Source organism: Legionella sp. D16C41, assembly GCF_048541585.1.
Classification (GTDB): domain Bacteria; phylum Pseudomonadota; class Gammaproteobacteria; order Legionellales; family Legionellaceae; genus Legionella_C.
In genome coordinates this window covers 13,065-31,456 of sequence record NZ_CP183304.1, presented here as the reverse complement: position 1 = coordinate 31,456, position 18,392 = coordinate 13,065, and the positions used below count along the sequence as shown (strand labels likewise).

The following is an 18,392-nucleotide window of genomic DNA, read 5'->3' as shown; positions in this document are numbered from 1 at the left end:
ATATGCGGCAAATGAACGCTGTTTTTGCTGCACAACAATTTAAGATAAGAGATGGCGATTTAATTATTACAACAGATGCGCCTTATACCAATATTAGAAAGATATTTTCAAGCTTAAGCCCTGCCATAGGCTTAGGAAGATCATTTTAAAATGTAGGCTTATGAAATTCATACCCATTAAATTAATAATAAATTAGTTATGAATGAAATTATTAACACTTTAATTATTAAAGATATAAAATCTAGATTTTCTGGCGATACATTAGCCTATATTTGGGCATTAATAAATCCTTTAGCATGGATAGGCGCAATTATTATTTTCTTTTCCATAATTGGAAAACAAGTTCCTATATTTACTGATATAGTAAGCTTCTTAATACCCGGTATGCTGTCTTATATTCTTTTTAGATATACTATCAATTCGATTATGAGAACAAGAAAAACAAGTCAATCCATCCTATTCCCAGTATAACACCTATAGTTGTATTAGCGGCTGCAGCGCTCAGTGAGTTATTAAATGGTGTATTAGTATTCTTAACATTATTTACCTTAAATTTTATTTTTTTTGCTAAAATAGAATGCCACGATCCATTAATCATGATCTTTGGTTATCTATGTGCTTGGGGAACTGGTGTTGCTGTGGGAAATTTTACAGCAGAGTTAGCAAATTTATATCCTATAGTAGAAAAATTTTTACCCCTTACATTAAGACCAGTTTTTTGGATTTCTGGTGTCTTTTATACTGCTAATGAATTACCAGAATGGCTAGCTAACATAGGCGCTATGAATCCTTTATTTCAATCTATCGAAATTATTCGCGATGGTACTTTTTTAAGCTACCACTCTAGAATGGCTATATATTATCAGCCTATTTTATTTATTGGTGTCATGACTGGTATTACACTATTTATTAGAATGAGCCGTCAAAACGCTTATGATTAATATGAATTTAAGATATTTACTTAGCTAAATTATTTTAATTAAATAAAAGTGTGCGTAATATTTAAAGACATAAATTTAATTAGGTGCAACATTGTTAGGGTTTATAAATGCTACTAAGTTTTTTAAACATTTAAATACCATACAGATTGTTTTGAGTGATGCAACTTTTTTAGTTGAAGAGCGTCAAAAAGTCGGTATACTTGGCAATATAGGAGCTGGCAAAAGCACTGTTTTAAAAATCCTTGCAGGAATACAGAAACTAGATAGTGGTATTTTAATTAAAGAAAAGACTGCTTGGCCATTAGGTTATGCAGGGGCTTTTCATCCTTTTCTTACCGCCAATGAAAATATAAAAATTATTGCTCAGCTAAATTACCTTGATCCTTTTGATTTAAAGGCCTTCTGTCAAGACTTTGCTGAATTATCAAATAGTGAACTTAACTCCAAAATAGGCGCTTATTCAGCTAATATGCGTGCTAAACTAGGATTTGCAGTAAGTTTAGCTATTCCTTGTGATTTTTTTTTAGCTGATGATAAGTTAAGTGTAGGTGATGATGATTTTAGATTAAAATGCGAAGTGGCTTTAGAACTACGACTAAAGCATTCTGGTTTAATCTTTTTTTCTCGAAATGCAAAACTTACGCAAAATATTTGTGATAAACATGGACTATTGCAAAATGGTGAAATTAAAATGTATGAATCACATGAAGAAGCATGTTATTTTTTTGAGCAGGAAACAAGTTTAGTGTAATCGCATTAAAATAGGATATAAGAAAAAAAATGACGGATAATGGCGATGAAAAACGCCTTCTCGAGAAAAAAAAATTTAATGAGGAGCGCATTCAAGCCTGGAAGGCACAACGCCTAGCTGCTGCAGAGCTTGCAGCTAAAGAACGCCGGGAAAAAGCAGAAAGTGAACGCGCAACACGCGCTGAACAGTTTAGACGTCAACGTCAAGAAGAAATTGATACTGTAGAAAAAGAAAAAAAAAAAGTAGCAGCTTTAGATAAACTACCTAGCCTAGAACAAATTTATCGAACAAAGCAAGCTATTGTTTTTGAGCACCATCGTAAAAAACGCTTATTCTTAAAACAAATAACCTTATTAATTCTAATCTCAGCCATATTAACCTGTATTATATCTTTTTTCGCAACTCCCTTTTATGAAGCGGAAGCGATTGTAACGATAAAGACTAATTCTTTAAATGATAATACGCTAGGCTCCGCTATCCTCCCTACTTCTGTTAGCCCTAGTATTATGCAAAATATTTTTTCTGCTCGCGAATATATTTTTTCGCGAGAGAAATGATGAATCGCATGGAAAAAGAACAAGGTTTTATTAGCTATTTTAAAAATCCTGATACTCGCTTCTTATCACGGCCGTTCTCAACTACACTTATTAACACGGATGATTATAATTATTATAAAAGAAGAGTAAAAGTAGCTATTGATATCCAAGAAGGAATATTAAAAATCAAAGTTCAAGCCAAAAGCCAGCAGGATGCAAAGCGCTTTGCAGACGCTTTATTGTTATATGCAGAAAACTGGGTAAATACTTTATCAAGTAAAATGTTTGCCGATAAAATTAAAGAAGCGCAAGACAACGTCATTAAACGTGAAAAAAACCTACAAATTGCTAGAAAAAGAATTGTTAATTTACAAATATCAAAACGTGATCTCAATCCTAGAGAAACTGTCGCGGCTATCTATGCTAGCTTAAGTGATATTAAAGCTAAGATAAAACAAGCTGAACAAGAAATTGGAGTTTATAAGAAAGCTGAAGTTAAAAATAGTCCAGTTGTAGAGCGCTTAAGTGATCACCTTGTCGTTTTACGTGAACAACAAAGAAGTTTAAACAAGCGATTAGTAGATAATGGCGCACATTCAATGAATAAAGTTTTATCAGGATTTGAAAGCGCTTTAATTGAAAGAGACTTTGCTGAAAAAGAATGGGAAGTAGCACTTAAATCGCTTGAGGATATTAAATTACAAGTTTTTAATCAACGTCAATACTTCTCACACTATTGTTCCACCTATTACCTCACCTATACCTGTTGAGCCACAGAAGTTAAAATTATTTTTATTAATTTTAATTATATTATACAGTTTAGTTACCTTAGTATCCTTAATAAAAACAGCTATAAAAATTTCAATAAAAACTTAATATTAAAAATGTAATGGAAACTAACGACATAAATGATCTAGATAAATTAATAAGCTTAGAAAAGTGGTCTGAGGCATTATTAATTTTTGAAAAGAAGAAAAAGACTACCACTTTAGCCCAAAATGAACTAATGAAATTAGGGTTAATTCATTTTAACCTTAATCAACATGATTTAGGTTTTTCTATCTTTAAAAATTTGACTTGGGATAATTACACTGATTGCGCTTGGTTACGCCGCTTAATTATTTCACCTCTAATAAAAGCTCAACATTTTATCTGGGCTGGTAAATTGCTTGAATTAATAGTAAATACCCATCCCAATTCAATATTAGATTTAACCACTTTAAGTAGTGTATTAATTAGGCAAAATAAACGTCTAGAAGGTAGTATTTATTTAGAAAAAATACTTGCCATTGAGAAAAACAATTACAATGTTGCTGCCCAGCTAATTCAACTTCATCTGCAAGCAAACAACCTCGAAAAAGCTGCGAGTCTCGCTGAATCTTACGAGCATGGTTATAGTGTAAATGAACGATTATTAAAAGTAGCTTTTTTAGCCCTTTCCAGAGTAGGAAACTTTAAACTTTGCATGAAATATATTGCCAAGATTAATTTCTCTGAGCAACCTATAGATCTAGGTATTAAAGCTGCACAAATTGCATACGATGGAAAAGATTATTCCTTAGCAGAAAATATTACTAAGCAATTACTGATATTAGATTCTAACGATGTGCGTATTAATCTTCTTTCAGCAAAGATAAAGCTTGTAAGCGGAGAAAATGAGGAGGAAGCTATTGCAGCTCTCGTTAAAGCTGGTGAGATTGACCCAGAAAATATTCAAGTAAATAACTTATTAGGCGATTTATTACTGAGAAAAGGAAACTATACAGAGTCACTGCAATACCTCAATAAATTAAAAGAACTTTTACCAGAAAATCCTCATACCCGTTTACTCAATGCTAGAGCATTAAAATTTGCTGGCCATTATCAACAAGCGGCTGACGAAATGCTTGCAGTTGTAGACCTATTACCTGACTCTATAAAATGGAAGCGGTATGCTGCTTCTGCATTAGTACAAGCGGGGCGTAATGAAGAAGCAACCACTTTGTTTGAAGAAGGGGTCTTCATTCGAAATAAAAGTTTACCACATACTTTTGAGAGTGGTCTAAATCAACTATGGCAAAAAATAGAGACGGTTGAGCTTCCTAAAGCAAGATTTGATTGGCTGTGGGAAATAGTTAAGCGCTATGAACCATCGGTCGGCGAAAATGAACGGTCATTATATGAAGAGAAAGCAAAATGGGCCTATTTACTCGATCATTATTTGTTAGACTGGTTAGAATGTCGAACTGATCAAGCTGATGAAGCTATGGCTTTCTTTGAAGATTTAACAGAAAAAAGCATCCTTCTTGAAGAAAAATTAAATCTGGGTAAAGGTATCATTTTAGCTTCAGCGCATGTAGGCTGTCTTTATGCAGGCCCTTTAGCTTTAGAGCTATTAGGATTACCTTATAAATGGATAGCCTCTACTCCTAGCCTCCCCTCAATGCACTACAGTAATACGTTAATTTCAACAAGTGTTCATACTGAAGCTGAAGTTGTTCGACAAATTATTAAAGCGTTACGTCAGGGCAATATCATTACCATTGCTGTAGATGGCGCAATGAATCCTGCTGCTCCTAAAATTGATTTTGAAAATCAGAAAATTACCTATTCTGATTTTGCCGCAAGGATATCTTTTAAAACCCAATCTCCTTCTTTTTTTTCTGTTCCAGTTTGGAGTGAAAATTATTTTTATTTTGAATTAATAGAGCTTCCTATCCCTGTTGCTGATGAAAATTTAGAAGAGTTTTGTGCGCGCTGGACACAAGAATACTTAAGCTTATTGCGTAATTTTTTAGTTAAAAAGCCCAGTAATGCCCGACTAAGTGGTGGTCTTTGGCGTCATATTAAATAAAGTGATATTTTTTTGAAATAAGGCGGGTAGACACCAGAATGAAAAACAGTTAATTTATAGTTAAAATAACGCTAGCTATAAGGAAGTGGCTAATGATTTAAATAAATCAATTATTCTTTAAGTAGGTAAACAATTATCTTATTAAAGAAAGAATTTAATAAGAGCTAGCTGCCTAAGCTCATACTTACTTATAAATTCACTTTACCTAATTAAATTCACTTCTTTCAATTAAGTCTTAATTTGTTAATAACTAATGTGATGATGGAATAAAATTATCAAGGGAAATATATTTTCTTTTACAAAAGACAATCCAAAAATCACTTTACAACGCTAGTAACGTAAATAGAAGTTATATAGTTTAGTCTAAAGTAGCGAGAAATATTATGACAATAAAATAACACCTATCGGTTCTTGTCGAATTCATAATCCTTTGAAAAAATTCAATTCTAAAGCATATTTTCAATTAAATACGGCAGATATTTATGGATTTACCCATACGAGTGCTGAAGCGTTACAGCAACTTAAATATTTACAAGGCGATTACTTACCGTCAAAAGATATTTATCCTATTTTATCGTCTAGGCTTCGTTTTAATAAAAATAAGCTTGCGCAAAAAACTGCTGCATCTGACTTATATTTTGTTGAAATTTCATCAGCAAAAGCCGTGATGGTCGACGATGAATATGTACAGATGAATTATATTTATGTCTATTTTTCAGAATTTTTTTTAGAGCCTGTGCGTACCAAAAAATTTTGGTCATTAGTGACTCGTTCTAACCGAGAAGAGTTATTAAATTTTTTACAAGCAGATGCTGTTTATAAATCCTATCCCAAAGAGAAACAAAAATTGTTAAGTAGAATTTCTGTTAAGCAAATGACTGCAGAAGAGCTTAAAGAAGATATGTTAGCAATTACAAAACGCGTAAAAAATGTAGTTTTTATTACGCACTGTAATGTAAAATTACCAGACATGTCTTATATTAGCTCACGTGACAATTGGATTAAAACGATTGAGCAAGTTGGTAAAGATATTGGCTGTAAAGTTTATAATCCAACCCCGTTAATGATGGTGCTTGGTCAATCCACTTCTTTACAAAAAAATGGTTTAGATAGTACACATTATACCCCTTTATTTGAAAGTAGAATTTTTAACGATTTACATCGACTTTATATAGAGCCTTTATTAAATGGTCTAGATAGTAGTGAAACAGAAATTGAGAAAGATAAAAATATACCTAATGATGAATTAGAGCAACTAGAAGATTTATATAATCAAGGCGAGATAACAACTGTATTACAACAACTTAATAATTTAATCCGCAAGAATCCTAAATTCTCTGCAGCAAAAGAATTTTTTGGTCGAATACAGTATCATTTAAATGATTATGAAAGACAAATAGAAAACTTTAAATTGCTTGATGAAGCGCAAGAGTTAAGCAATGAAGGCCGACTTTTTCTAATTAAAAGTTACTTCAATCTTAAGCAATTTAAAGAAGTTTTAAATAATGCAGATATCTTGTTTGAAGAAGAATTTTATGAACCTGAGGTAATTAAATTATCTGCTATGGCAGCTCAAGCTTTAGGCGATCCTATAAAAGCAAGTATTTATTGGGAACAGTTGTATAATTTTGAAGATTTTAAATTAGAAGCTGCATCACAACAAGCCTTACTTTTTGAGCAAACTAATGATTTTGAAAAAGCTATTAAATGGCTTAACTTAGCATTAGAAATATCACCTAATGATTCAAACCTAATTTCTGCTTTAAATAGAATGCTAGCAACGGTCGCTGATGAAAAGAGTTTAGAGCTCCTTATTGAACGCGTGTCTTTAATTTCTGCAGAAGAAATGATCTCTATTGCAAGAACAGCACTTAATCATAATTTTATTTTACCGGCTGCTAAAAGTTTTTTAAAAGCAAGTAAGTTATGGCCAAATGATCCGCAAATAAAAAAGATAATTTCCACCACAACAGCAGAGTGGTTAAAATTTATAGAAAATTCCGATTTACGTCAAAAAAATCTTAAACAGTGGTCAACGTATTTAAGTGCACTGCTATTAATTCAACCAAGGCATAATTCTGCCATTCGTACGCGCCGCGAATTTATATTAAATCAGCGGCAAGGTTTAAAAGAAGCTTATAAAAATGCCGATTATGATAAGGCTATTAAGGCTGGCTTAAATATTTGCTTTGTAGAGCCTAATTTTCCTGGTATATCGCTGCTTATTGGTCGTTCTTTCTATGCTAAAAATGAATACTCCAAAGCGCTAAATTGGTTAATTAAAGCAACAAATTTAGAAAGTAAAGATAAGCCTGCTTGGTTACTAAGAGCAAAAGCTGCTTTAAAAGCTGATAATTTCCTTGAGGCCTTATTTACCGTTCAACAGATGAAATTATATTTTAATACAAAAGATAATCAGTTATCTGAAATTAAAAATATAACTAAACTTATTGCACGAGGCGCTATAAAAAGAATTCATTTGCTTTTAGAAAAAAATGAATTAGAAGCAGCTTGGGAAATTAATTCAGCTTTACTAGCAGAGTTACCCGATGATAAGCAATTTTTAAAAGCAAAAACATTAATTTTAAGAAGAATGTCTGAACAATTAAAAGATGCTGAAAGTTCTGAAATTCAAATTAGACTCGCTCAGTCACTCTATGATAAAGACCCAAACAATATACAAGCATTAAGAATTTTAGCAGTTGCCTTAATGAAACAAAAGAAACTAGAAGAATCGTTATATTACTGGGAAAAATTGTGTATCTTATTTCCAGAAATTGATTCCTACAAAAAACAAGCTCAAAAATGCATAAACTCACAATCTAAAAAATTAGCTAATGAAATAGATGTCGCAATGTAATTTAGAAAAAGGGCTGCATCTAGCAGCCCCGCATATAATAGCTGTAACTTTTGCTTATATACTACTTACCCATTTAGCACCAAAATAAGCCCCATTTAAGGAAAACACACTGCCAAAACCTTGCGACAACGTTTTTGTGCCTGAGAAAAAATCAACCAGCATATAACCTGCTTGCAAAGATAAATAACTTTGCCTCATTATATAATTAAATTGTACTCCAGCTTTACCTTCAAACTCTGGAACAACTAACTCTTTTGAGCCACTTTTATAATTTAAAGGCGTATTATTAACAAAACTAGTTTGCTGAAATCGACCATTGCCAAACAAGATAGTTATAGCGGCGTTTGCATATAAACCAAAGCCATTTAGTAAATCAGAATAAAAATCGATTCCAAGTTGTGGGCCTACACCATGAAATTTAAGTTCGCCATTAGCACTGATATTTCTAATTATATTTTTTATAACCAGAGGTGGCAGGCTTAAATCTACTTCACTAGCTAAACGAGTATATTGTAATCCACCATAGAATCTGAAACTTTTATTGACTCCGTAATCGATGATTTGCCCCAGTGCTAAATTTACTTCATCCCACTCTGGCTTAAAAGTGTATGTTACTGGAGCTGATAAATTTAAAGGTAATGCATCAAGATTAGTAGTGTTAGTCATTGCTTGATCAAAATGGTACCAATTAATATTAAGATCATTACCTGTGCCAAAGTGGTAAGCAGCTGCTAATTGAAAACCCCAATCCCAATTCGAAGAATCTTTTGTAATCCGCTCAGCCAATAATTCAGTATTAATATTTCCAAGGTAAATTATTTTACTGTCATAGTTTGGCTGTAAATAAAGTGCAGCTGCACTGATTTCCCAAGCGTTAGTTGCACAGGGAATTATACTCGTTCCAGGTACACAAACTGGTAAAAAATCTACAGAGCCCATGGTACCGGCATAAAGCAATTTACTAGCTATCGCAAGAGCAATTCCGGTTATTCTATAACTTCCCATTGAATATCCTTATATTTTCGAAGTTATAAAATACTTTACAATTCAACAGTATTCAATATGAAGCGCTTATACTGTCTGATTTTAATCCTCTAAATTCTTGTAATCTAATTATCCAAAATGAGAGATGATAAAGTTAAAGACAGTATTGTCATATATAAATCATATGCTAAAATTTTTGTTCTTTTAATAAAAAGTAAAATATATGCACTATTATTTCAATACTCCTGATCAAATTGCCGGCGATGAAGCTTATAACCTAGGTGAGTATACTCAAGCCCTAACTCATTATAAACATGCCCTGGAAACTTTAAATCAATTAGCATCACAGCGAAATTTTAAAAGACGTAATAATTTTCTTTACGCATTTACTTATGTGGCTTGTGAAATAATCCTTACAACTTATGAGGCTATTAGAGTTACTATCAATGATCAAGAAACCTTTAATTATGAACCTATAAATAATTTGTGGAAAGAAGTCCCAGGTTTAGTTTTTGAATTAGAAACTGTTTACGCAGAAATGCATCCCAACAACAATAAAACTATTATAAAAGCTAAAATGGAGCAATGTTATACAGTACTTGCTGAACTTTCTGAAACAATTAGTGATGAATTCAATGACAGGCTAGATGAAACAGCTAATGAGCGGGATATTTTAGCCGCTTTAGAGTGGCTTGCTAAAGCAATAGACTACTCAAAGCGAGCAAATGGTTCTATAGATATCAATTTACATCTAGGTTATCTACATTTATTAGAAAAAGGGTATAAAGCTAACTTAGATAAGTATTTTCTCAATGATATTCGCCACTACATTAGTAACAATAAATTACTCGATTTACCACTTACCCCCATGCAGACACTAGAAATTTTAAGTTATCAATTTTTAGTAGCGACCGCAGACAATGACCATACTACAAACCAACTTATCCAAAAATTTGCAGATTTACTCTCTAATTCTGACGTAGATAAAGACCATCCTATCATAGAAGAAATAGAAGATTTAATCACTAAAGTACCTGCCGATACTCATTTGGAAATTGATTCTATTAAAAAACGTAGACTCAATAAAGCTGATGAACCCTCAGATAGCGACGATCATGAAGATAATGTAATTACCAAAAAATCTCCCAAAAAATCTAAATATGTTATCTCTGAGGATTCAGATGTTGAGGAAATGAGTACTAGTCATACCGAGCCTGAAAGTATGCTACCCATAAATGATCATACTGACACTGAAAGCATGCTACTCGTTACTGAAATCCAAGCTTTTTATCCAAAAGATCTACTTACTATACCAAGCATACTTGGTAATACGGCAACATTTTTTACTAACAAAGATGACATTGCAAAAAAGGTTACCTTTGAAGAAGAGGCTCATTCTAGAGCTGTTGTAAAAACATTTACCAAAATTGTAGAAAAAGCTTCAAATCCTGAGTTTCTAGCTAATGTTCTTTCTCTTATTGGCGATTTTTATTATGAAAAAAAATTACCACTTAAAAATACTCCTTTATTAGCCTCCGAGCTTTACCAAGCTGTTCTACTAATAAATCCTAAGCATGCTGTGGCAAAAGAAAGAAGTATAAGTATGAGTAATCACCCAATAATTAAAGATAATAATCGATATAGAGGTAGAACTATCTTTTCACAAGAAAGTATTAGTAGTATCTTTACAAAGGCTATAAAGAATCTAGTTGTCCAAATCGAAGCTTTCTCATCTGAAGATATTGCAAAAATAAATAAAATTCTTGATGCTAACGTCTTATATGTTACAGAAAAGTTAATGAAAAATAATATAGCAGGCTCTAAAAGTGTCGAGATTGCTAATGAAATTAATAAACTCTATGAGTACTATTCAACTCATCATCATGCTACTAAACAACCATTTACCATGTAGTTATTTCTGTAGCATCGTCGAATTAGGCGATGCTACAAACTCGTACATAATTAAATTTACTTACCTAGCTTATTTAACTTTAAAGCAAGTTTTAGTTTTTCCTTAGAATAAACCCCAGGATTTAATTTTAACTAAATATTTTTTTATTTTATAAACATGCATGCGGTAACAAATTTTTTAATTATATTAAATATAAAACACATCCTAAATTATACAAAAGAGGAACTCTCCAGTACTGGCGAAGGTTATTAACCTTGTTACAATTTTGACAAATTATTTTTTTTGCTAAGAGTTCCTTATTTAGTTAAAATAAAATTATTTTCGGAATTTTTAAATAAATTATGCCTAAAGAAGGGAAAGCTAAAGTTTTAACCGATACTGAATTTAAACGGTTGCTAGCAATAGCTAGAGATAGCTCACTTGCCTGTCGTAATGTTGCACTAATTTACTGCTCTTTTGGCTTAGGGTTGCGAGCTAAAGAAATTGCTTCACTTACTATTGCTGATGTAGCTGATAATCATTATCGGCTATTGGATGAAATTTGCCTTAAACGATCAATGACAAAAGGTGAAAAGCAACGTTATGCTTATTTAAGTAATAAAAAATTACGTGAAGCGCTACAAGCACATCTAAATCAACTAAAAACAAATAACATAGCTTGCTATAAACCCTTATTTCAAACTCAAAGGCGAAGTCGCTTTACAGCCAATACCTTACAAAAATGGTTTAAAGCGATTTATGATAGAGCGGGTATTATTGGCGCAAGCTCACATTCTGGACGGCGCACATTTATTACCAAACTTATTGAGCAAGGAGTAGATATTAAAGCGGTATCTAAATTGGCAGGCCATGCGTCTATTGTTACTACAGCTATTTATGTTGATGATAACCCTGATAGGCTTAAACGAATTGTTGCTAATTTAGCTTTAGTTTAACTATCTAACTTTACTGTAAACTTTATTTAGAAAAGATGACTTTATTTGCAATAAACAAAATCCTGTTCATAAATATTGAAGCATTAATTAATTTAGTTAATTACCTTTATTTAGTTTTAAAATTATAAAAAATGAAGTTAGTTTATTAATAAAAGAAAATCAGGTTACTCTATTTACTTGAAATTTTTGGCTTAAGAATAACTAAAATTAACTAAAGAAAATGTATTAGAACTAGTAAAATATTTTTTTAATAGTTAGTTCACAGAGTTATCCCCAGAAAATGTGTATAACTTTAAAAATGCTCCTTTATAGCTCAGTTTGTCAGTAGAATTTAGTGAATAAAAACCCAATAACCTAAAAGAAAAAAAAGAGAAAATTTTATTAGATAATAGAACATTCTATTATAACTTTTTAATTTTTTACTAAGCAGGCGAATTTGATAGATATATTTAAATAGTTTGTTAATGACTCCTACAGATTCATGTGGTAAATTTTTACTGGCTGCTGCTTTCATAATTGTAGAGCTAAAAAATGAATTAAATTTATTTGCTAACTGATATTTAAGAGGCCTTTTAACATCACAAAATAGGATTATTCTATCTTCGTTGGTATTATTTTTAGCATGGTGAATATAAGTTTCATCGAATAATATATCTTCGCCATCTTTCCAAAAGTAAGTTTTGTCATCTACTTGAATATAGCAATTTTGACTATTAGGTGTTATTAAACCTAAATGATAACGTAAAGAACCAGCATAAGGGTCACGGTGTTCAAATAAAAAACTTTTTTTCGGAAGTAATGCAAACATAGCGGCATTAATAGATGGAATTTGCTGAATTAAGGCTAATGTGTTAGGGCATAAATGGATAGCTGAAGCCATAGGATCTTGATACCACTTTAAATAAAATCGCTTCCAGCCCCTACGAAAAAAAGAATTAAAACCGATATCATCATTCTTATCCGAAGCAGAAATATATCCTTCTTGATATAAATATTGGGCTTCTTCACGAATTATTAACCAATTATTTTTTAATATTTCCAGCTCTGGAAATTGTGATAATTCTAAAAATGGTTTATTAGGTACTGCAGAAAACAAATACATAATAGCATTTACTGGTGCTAGTAAACTAGAATGATCAAATAGCTGACGAAAGATTTTTAAACGTACTTTACCCCGTAAGTGTGTGTAAGCTATTGCAAGCAAATAAAGAGCAATAAAAGTAAACTTAGCAAATGTTGAAAGATGCATAATAATTTATGTTGATTATAATATTCTTAATTTTAATTTAAATAAACTAAACTACCTTATTAAAATTTAGTTGTATCAAATCAAAATTCATTGGTTTTTTATTTTTATCTACTGCAGTAACAAAAAACTGACCTTTTGTATAAATAACATTATCGATAAATATATTTTGTTTAAATACACCCCTAACTTTTGAGATCTGCTCGAAATCTACGCTTACTGTAAATTCATGGTCATAAGTTAAGGGCTGCAAATAATCAATTTCTGCTCTATAGATTACTAAAAAAATCTCTTTCCTCACCATTTCAAAAAAGTTACTACCGTGTTTCTTTAAAAATATATGCCTTGCATGTTCAAAATAATGTTGATAAATAGCATTATTAACAATACCCTGCATATCGCACTCATAATCTCTAACGTGTAATTTAATTTGGAACAAAGCTCACCCATATCTATAAGTAAATAACACTATAAACCTATAATCATTAGGTTTACATCAAGAATAGTTTTCCCACCCTACTCTCTCTATCATCCATTATCAGTTAATAAATATAATTTAATTATGAAATTAAATAATTAGATGTTTGAAAAATATTAATTGCTCGTGCTGCAAGTATAATAACAATTGTAAGGGATATAAGCGCTTGAATCATAGTCATACTTTTTGCCCAAGTGCTAAGAACTGGCGTATCTGTTGGAGAGAAAGCCGTACTAGTATTAAAAGCAAGAAATAAATAATCTATAAAGTTAGGTTGCCAATTTTTAATAGCATTGGGGATTTCAGTTGCGGAGATAGCAATTTGTTTTTGAGGAAATAAAAAAGCTATAATTTCATTAAATTGATGTAAATCTCTTTTATGCGGCCCACCAGCGTCTAACGACCAGTACCACAAGGCAAATAAAAAAATATTAGCAATCCAAAGAATAAAAGCTGATAATAAAAGGTGCTTAGGTCCTATTTGCCCTTCAAAAGCAGCAAACACTATTCGGCTTATTGACATGATGATATAAAAGGTAATAAGACAATTTATACTTATAGAAAGTATTTGAACAATAAAAATATTTTTACGCCGATGGGATATAAGCATAGGAATAGCTAATAATATTACCAAGCAAATCATTAATCTACTATGTCCCCAATAAAATACCTTTGGTAATGCTTCATATAAAATTGTGATAATAAAAAGAGCAATCCAAGCAGACCAGTGTGGGTTAAAACCTTTAGACTTGCTTAATTTTCCCATTTTTTTAAATAAATTTTCCATTTTTAATTTGTAAAAGTTATATCTATTATTAAATAATGTTCTATCATTTAATATGTAGTTAACAAGGCTAACAACTTAAATATTAAAAGCTAATTAGATTTTTAGCTCATAGAATTTAGATTTTAATTTTATTAAATATAAATTATTTTAAATTTCCTATCTAGTAATGGACTACATAATGTTTAAATTTTTCTTCGTTTATTTATTTTTATTTTCCACTTTATGTTGTGGCGCAGCAGCGCCAGAACGAGAAATTGCAATTACTATTGACGACTTACCTCTTGTAGCGTCAAAAATGGGCACCCCTGCTGAACGGGAGCGTTCAGAAGAACGATTTACTAGTATTGTCCAAAATTTTATAAAATATAAAGTCCCAGTAACAGGGTTTGTTATTGCAGGTGCAATAGAGAAAGGACAATGGGCTTTTCTCCAACAGTTTATTAATGCTGGTTTCAGTTTAGGTAATCACACTTATTCACATTATAATTTAAATACAATGAGTGCTGAAAAGTATATTGCTGATATTGATAAGGCTGATAAAATTTTAGCTCCCATTTTATCTAATCCCAAATATTTTCGTTATCCATATTTAGCAGAAGGTAATCGGAAAACAAAAGCAAAGGTTCTTAATTACTTACATGAACACAATTATATTGTGGCACCGGTAACTATTGATAGTAGAGATTTCGCTTATAATGAAACTATTTATAAAGTGCCCTTTCGTTCAAGAGAAAATTATATTCAAAAACTTAAGCCTAAATATTTAGCCTATATTTGGCAGCAAACTCTAAAGGCTGAACAAAATGCAGGGCATCTAGGTTATAAGCAAATTTTATTAATTCATGCGAATTTACTTAATAGTTATGTATTAGGTGATATTTTAGAAATGTATCAACAAAAAGGTTATAAATTCATTAGCCTGACAGACGCATTAAAAAATCCAGCACCGGTCCTCACCTTTCCTGCGCCTCCAGAGACAAACTAAAACCTTATAAGCAAATATAAATTTTTAAGATGCTAAAGTTATCTAGCGTGCTAAGTTATATAACATGATATATTTTTAAAATATTCTTAAAAAAACTGCATTAATAAAGTAATATTTTATGCTAACTTCATAGTTTACTTTTTTCTTATATTTATAAAATAATTTTACTGAACAATTTAAATATATAATTCTTGGTAATGTGCTAAACATACTAATAATTAGGGCTCTAAAGTACTCATACTGTAATAATACCTTTATTTAACCTTTAAATGAGCTTTACTAACAAGGCTACTTTATTTTAAGCAGCCTTATGCTCATAGAGCTCATATTCTAAATCTATTATCTGGTTTTCTACGACTTGTAGTTGTGTATTTAATTGCTGATAGAGCCTATGTTCTCTATCAATATCTGGGTGCTCTTTAGGCAATGAATTAGTTACCTTACAAATTACTTCAAATTGTTGATTAATTCGATTTCTAATCACTTCTGCTTGTTCAACCAATCGATTTAATTGCTTGGTTTTCTGCAAGTGTTTACTTTCATCTTTTACTGCAGATGTCAAAGTTAGCCTTTGTTCCAGCAATTTTATTTCCGTGTGTAATAAGCTTATATCTGCTTCTATCGATTGACACCTTTTCTGAATTGACTCAATTAGAAAAGATTGATTAATACTATTTTGCTTAGCAAGTGTGTCTTGAAGACAGCGTTTCTCACTAAGCAGTAAGCATTTTGCTTCATTTAATTGGGATTTTTTTTGTGTAATTGCATAAGTTATTTGATGATATGATTGCTTTGTTGCAGGCGCTTGAAATTCGCTTGCGCTTAATTTTGGACATTTATTTTGGCTTTTAAAATAACAACCATAATCAGTATGGTTATAAAAACCTTTTGGTGTTAGCCAGCGATTCTCGCGCAATAATTTAGCAATAATTTGAATTTTATGAGTCAAGCTTTCGATATGTTTTAACTGTGCTTGATTCGTAATACAAAATACAATTTCAGCAAAGGTTTGTTCTGGTGAAGAGAATCGAACATTACAATTTTTTTGTAGATTAGTCATCATCCCCTTAATATAATTTTTTGTTCGTTCATCCACACGTTCTCCAATTAAATTTTCGATAGCAAAACGTGGATAAGTAGTATGGATTGGGGTTTCTCGGCTTTGTTATCAACAATACTATTTCGACTAACTGTATTGTTAACTAAATAATTATAATTTTGATCTTTATTTAAAGATTCTGCCATACTGGCTTTTTCGATCTTGCCATTTTGCTGAAAAAAAGAACAATTATTAGTTTCGCTCTTTTGTATAGGAGATTTACTTTTAAGATTTTTCTGTAAATGCTGAAGTAATTTTTTCAGTTACTCTTATATAAAGTCTTTTTGTAACTTTAAACTGATTATTTTTATTAGAAGCACTTAGTTTACAGGTTCTTACTAAAAGCCCTTGTTCAACTAAGTCATGAATATATCGACTAATTGTACGTTCTGATAATGAAAGTTCTTGAGCCATATCTGGGATGCTACGCGTAAACCAAATTATATTGTCGCCTAAGGTGTAATTTGAGATTTGCCACCATATAAGCATTTATCAAGAAAAACAGCTTTTTTATGACTATTGGTTAAGTCAATAAGCTTATCAAAATGCTCATAAAAAATTGAACAAATGTTCCCCATAGATAATTTCCTTATCTTTGTTGTATTTTTTTGGGAACAAAGCTAAAATTTTTATTGGATGCTCAATTTTCATATAAATAATTCTATATGATTAGAGTTTTAGCTTCATTCCAAATGATGGTTTCTTGTAGTTATGAGGAGTTGCAGCTCTTCATAACTACCCTATTTTAGTTAATCTGACATAGCTTTCCTTTTATTCATTTAAGCTTTTACATTAATTATTAATATTTTTGTTTTTTTACTAATAATCGTCAAATTTATTAACTATTTGAAAATAAACATATTTCCTGATGGTTCGCCATAATATTCTTAATGGTTCGCCATAATATTCCTGATGGTTCGCCATAATATTCCTAATAGTTCGCCAAATTATTCCTGATAGTTCGCCATCTATTTTTCATAAAATATCGTTAAATAATAAATGATTGGCTCCTTTTATACGCTTCAGCACAGTAAACCAAGCTCGTGAGATGAAACTAAAGATAAATGCCCATGTCTTTTAAAAAACCAGCATCGATTCAGGATGCTTGTTGACATACTCTTGTATAAATGCGCCTGAGCGAACGACTTCATCACTGCCAGCTATCATAAAATAATGGGGTATGTCTGATTTTAAAATCTCATTCGTCAATTCTTTTAAATAGGCACTACCTACCTCCATTTCTTTTACTGAAGTTGAAAACCAAGTAATAGGAGGAAGTGCTAAATAGGAGCCATTAAAAGGAGTTGCTAAGGAAATCACAGCTTTAACTTTAATACCCAATTTTGCTGCCATCAGGGCTGCTTTAGCACCAACCAAACCACCACGAGAATGCCCTGCTATGATAACGCTCTCTTCCTTATTTTTTACCATTTTGTCTACAAGTTCTTGCGCAAAATCATCAATACTTTTTCCTTGAAAGCGATTTAGAAATGAAACTATAGTAAAATCTTTAATGTTATGTAATTTACCTTTCGCTATTAAATTGTTTACCAATCTTAGGAGTGAAAGAGGAAAATCACCTGTTCCAGGTACAACATAAACACCTGTTTTCTTAGGCTCATCACTTACATCATTGCCTGTAATATTACAAATATAGTCTTCGGTTTTAGACATCACCAGTAGTAAGGATGAACTAAAGCACCGGTCCAGTTTACAGGCTGGTTTTCTTGAACAAATTTTTTTGCAGTATTAAAAAAATCCCAAATATTTGGCATAAATCGCCTCCCTACTTAATGACACATCCTTTATTTTTCTAATTCAATTACTAGCTCACCTTACTATTACTATTTTAAAAAAATTTCTCAAGTAAATTTCTAAAAAATAGACTTTTTTTATACTGTCTACAAAGGCCAAAGTCAGTTGGATTAAGATATTGAAAAAGGTAACGTAGAAGCCTATTTAAAATACATGCTTATTTAAGATTGGCCATGAATAATTGTGAGGAAAATCCAATAAATAGGCCATTTATTGGATTATAAATGGCC

General features: G+C 31.3%; 19 protein-coding genes. 11 read left to right on the top strand and 8 right to left on the bottom strand.

The genetic code is table 11. The features are described from left to right. Positions 1–2 precede the first annotated feature (2 nt). The 8 genes from ACNVED_RS14850 to ACNVED_RS14815 all read left to right on the top strand — a co-directional run bounded on the left by ACNVED_RS14850 (position 3) and on the right by ACNVED_RS14815 (position 7,921). Positions 3–149 carry a hypothetical protein gene (locus ACNVED_RS14850; RefSeq protein WP_419421338.1) on the top strand — a complete coding sequence of 49 codons (147 nt, stop codon included), beginning with the start codon at positions 3–5 and terminating at the stop codon, positions 147–149. A 49-nt stretch (positions 150–198) separates the two neighbouring features. Then, positions 199–471: a hypothetical protein gene (locus ACNVED_RS14845; protein WP_419421337.1), complete on the top strand. Its 273-nt coding sequence runs from the start codon at positions 199–201 to the stop codon at positions 469–471. Further along, positions 408–941 (top strand): ABC transporter permease, encoded by a 534-nt coding sequence (locus tag ACNVED_RS14840; protein ID WP_419421407.1) that lies wholly within the window; start codon positions 408–410, stop codon positions 939–941. The genes ACNVED_RS14845 and ACNVED_RS14840 overlap by 64 nt, the downstream gene beginning before the upstream one ends. 91 nt (positions 942–1,032) lie before the next feature. Then, positions 1,033–1,692, top strand: coding sequence for an ATP-binding cassette domain-containing protein (locus ACNVED_RS14835; protein WP_419421315.1), 660 nt, complete (start codon positions 1,033–1,035; stop codon positions 1,690–1,692). Positions 1,693–1,721: 29 nt separating this feature from the next. Next, entirely contained in the window at positions 1,722–2,249 is a 528-nt protein-coding gene (locus tag ACNVED_RS14830) for a Wzz/FepE/Etk N-terminal domain-containing protein (protein WP_419421336.1), read from the top strand. An 8-nt stretch (positions 2,250–2,257) separates the two neighbouring features. Continuing rightward, a complete protein-coding gene (locus ACNVED_RS14825; RefSeq protein ID WP_419421335.1) occupies positions 2,258–2,998 on the top strand; it encodes a hypothetical protein in 741 nt (246 codons plus the stop codon). 119 nt (positions 2,999–3,117) lie between these two features. After that, on the top strand, positions 3,118–5,061 hold the full coding sequence (locus tag ACNVED_RS14820) for a tetratricopeptide repeat protein (protein ID WP_419421334.1): 1,944 nt from the start codon (positions 3,118–3,120) through the stop codon (positions 5,059–5,061). Between the two features lie 430 nt (positions 5,062–5,491). After that, complete coding sequence (locus ACNVED_RS14815; protein ID WP_419421333.1) at positions 5,492–7,921, top strand: hypothetical protein; 2,430 nt, start codon at positions 5,492–5,494, stop codon at positions 7,919–7,921. Between the two features lie 54 nt (positions 7,922–7,975). Here the strand turns inward: ACNVED_RS14815 and ACNVED_RS14810 are convergent, their stop codons facing one another. Then, positions 7,976–8,926: an Lpg1974 family pore-forming outer membrane protein gene (locus ACNVED_RS14810; RefSeq protein ID WP_419421309.1), complete on the bottom strand. Its 951-nt coding sequence runs from the start codon at positions 8,924–8,926 to the stop codon at positions 7,976–7,978. A gap of 202 nt (positions 8,927–9,128) precedes the next feature. Between ACNVED_RS14810 and ACNVED_RS14805 the strand changes: the two genes are divergently transcribed. Beyond that, entirely contained in the window at positions 9,129–10,817 is a 1,689-nt protein-coding gene (locus ACNVED_RS14805) for a hypothetical protein (protein WP_419421332.1), read from the top strand. Positions 10,818–11,158: 341 nt separating this feature from the next. Next, positions 11,159–11,752, top strand: a complete 594-nt coding sequence (locus ACNVED_RS14800; RefSeq protein ID WP_419421307.1) for a tyrosine-type recombinase/integrase — start codon at positions 11,159–11,161, stop codon at positions 11,750–11,752. A gap of 331 nt (positions 11,753–12,083) precedes the next feature. Here the strand turns inward: ACNVED_RS14800 and ACNVED_RS14795 are convergent, their stop codons facing one another. The 3 genes from ACNVED_RS14795 to ACNVED_RS14785 form a co-directional block, all read right to left on the bottom strand. Then, on the bottom strand, positions 12,084–13,001 hold the full coding sequence (locus ACNVED_RS14795) for an aspartyl/asparaginyl beta-hydroxylase domain-containing protein (protein ID WP_419421306.1): 918 nt from the start codon (positions 12,999–13,001) through the stop codon (positions 12,084–12,086). Between the two features lie 46 nt (positions 13,002–13,047). Then, entirely contained in the window at positions 13,048–13,437 is a 390-nt protein-coding gene (locus tag ACNVED_RS14790; RefSeq protein WP_419421331.1) for an acyl-CoA thioesterase, read from the bottom strand. Positions 13,438–13,558: 121 nt separating this feature from the next. Beyond that, entirely contained in the window at positions 13,559–14,263 is a 705-nt protein-coding gene (locus ACNVED_RS14785) for a hypothetical protein (RefSeq protein WP_419421330.1), read from the bottom strand. Between the two features lie 178 nt (positions 14,264–14,441). On the opposite strand from ACNVED_RS14785, the gene ACNVED_RS14780 reads away from it, so the two are divergent. Beyond that, entirely contained in the window at positions 14,442–15,248 is an 807-nt protein-coding gene (locus ACNVED_RS14780; RefSeq protein ID WP_419421304.1) for a polysaccharide deacetylase family protein, read from the top strand. A 298-nt stretch (positions 15,249–15,546) separates the two neighbouring features. Here ACNVED_RS14780 and ACNVED_RS14775 read toward each other — a convergent pair whose 3' ends face one another. From ACNVED_RS14775 to ACNVED_RS14760, 4 genes are all read right to left on the bottom strand, one after another. After that, positions 15,547–16,344 (bottom strand): hypothetical protein, encoded by a 798-nt coding sequence (locus tag ACNVED_RS14775; RefSeq protein ID WP_419421329.1) that lies wholly within the window; start codon positions 16,342–16,344, stop codon positions 15,547–15,549. 228 nt (positions 16,345–16,572) lie between these two features. Next, positions 16,573–16,836 (bottom strand): helix-turn-helix domain-containing protein, encoded by a 264-nt coding sequence (locus ACNVED_RS14770; RefSeq protein WP_419421328.1) that lies wholly within the window; start codon positions 16,834–16,836, stop codon positions 16,573–16,575. Next, complete coding sequence (locus ACNVED_RS14765; RefSeq protein WP_419421327.1) at positions 16,800–16,925, bottom strand: hypothetical protein; 126 nt, start codon at positions 16,923–16,925, stop codon at positions 16,800–16,802. Before ACNVED_RS14765 ends, ACNVED_RS14770 begins: the two co-directional genes overlap by 37 nt. A gap of 499 nt (positions 16,926–17,424) precedes the next feature. Next, entirely contained in the window at positions 17,425–18,021 is a 597-nt protein-coding gene (locus ACNVED_RS14760) for an esterase/lipase family protein (RefSeq protein WP_419421326.1), read from the bottom strand. Positions 18,022–18,392 lie beyond the last annotated feature (371 nt).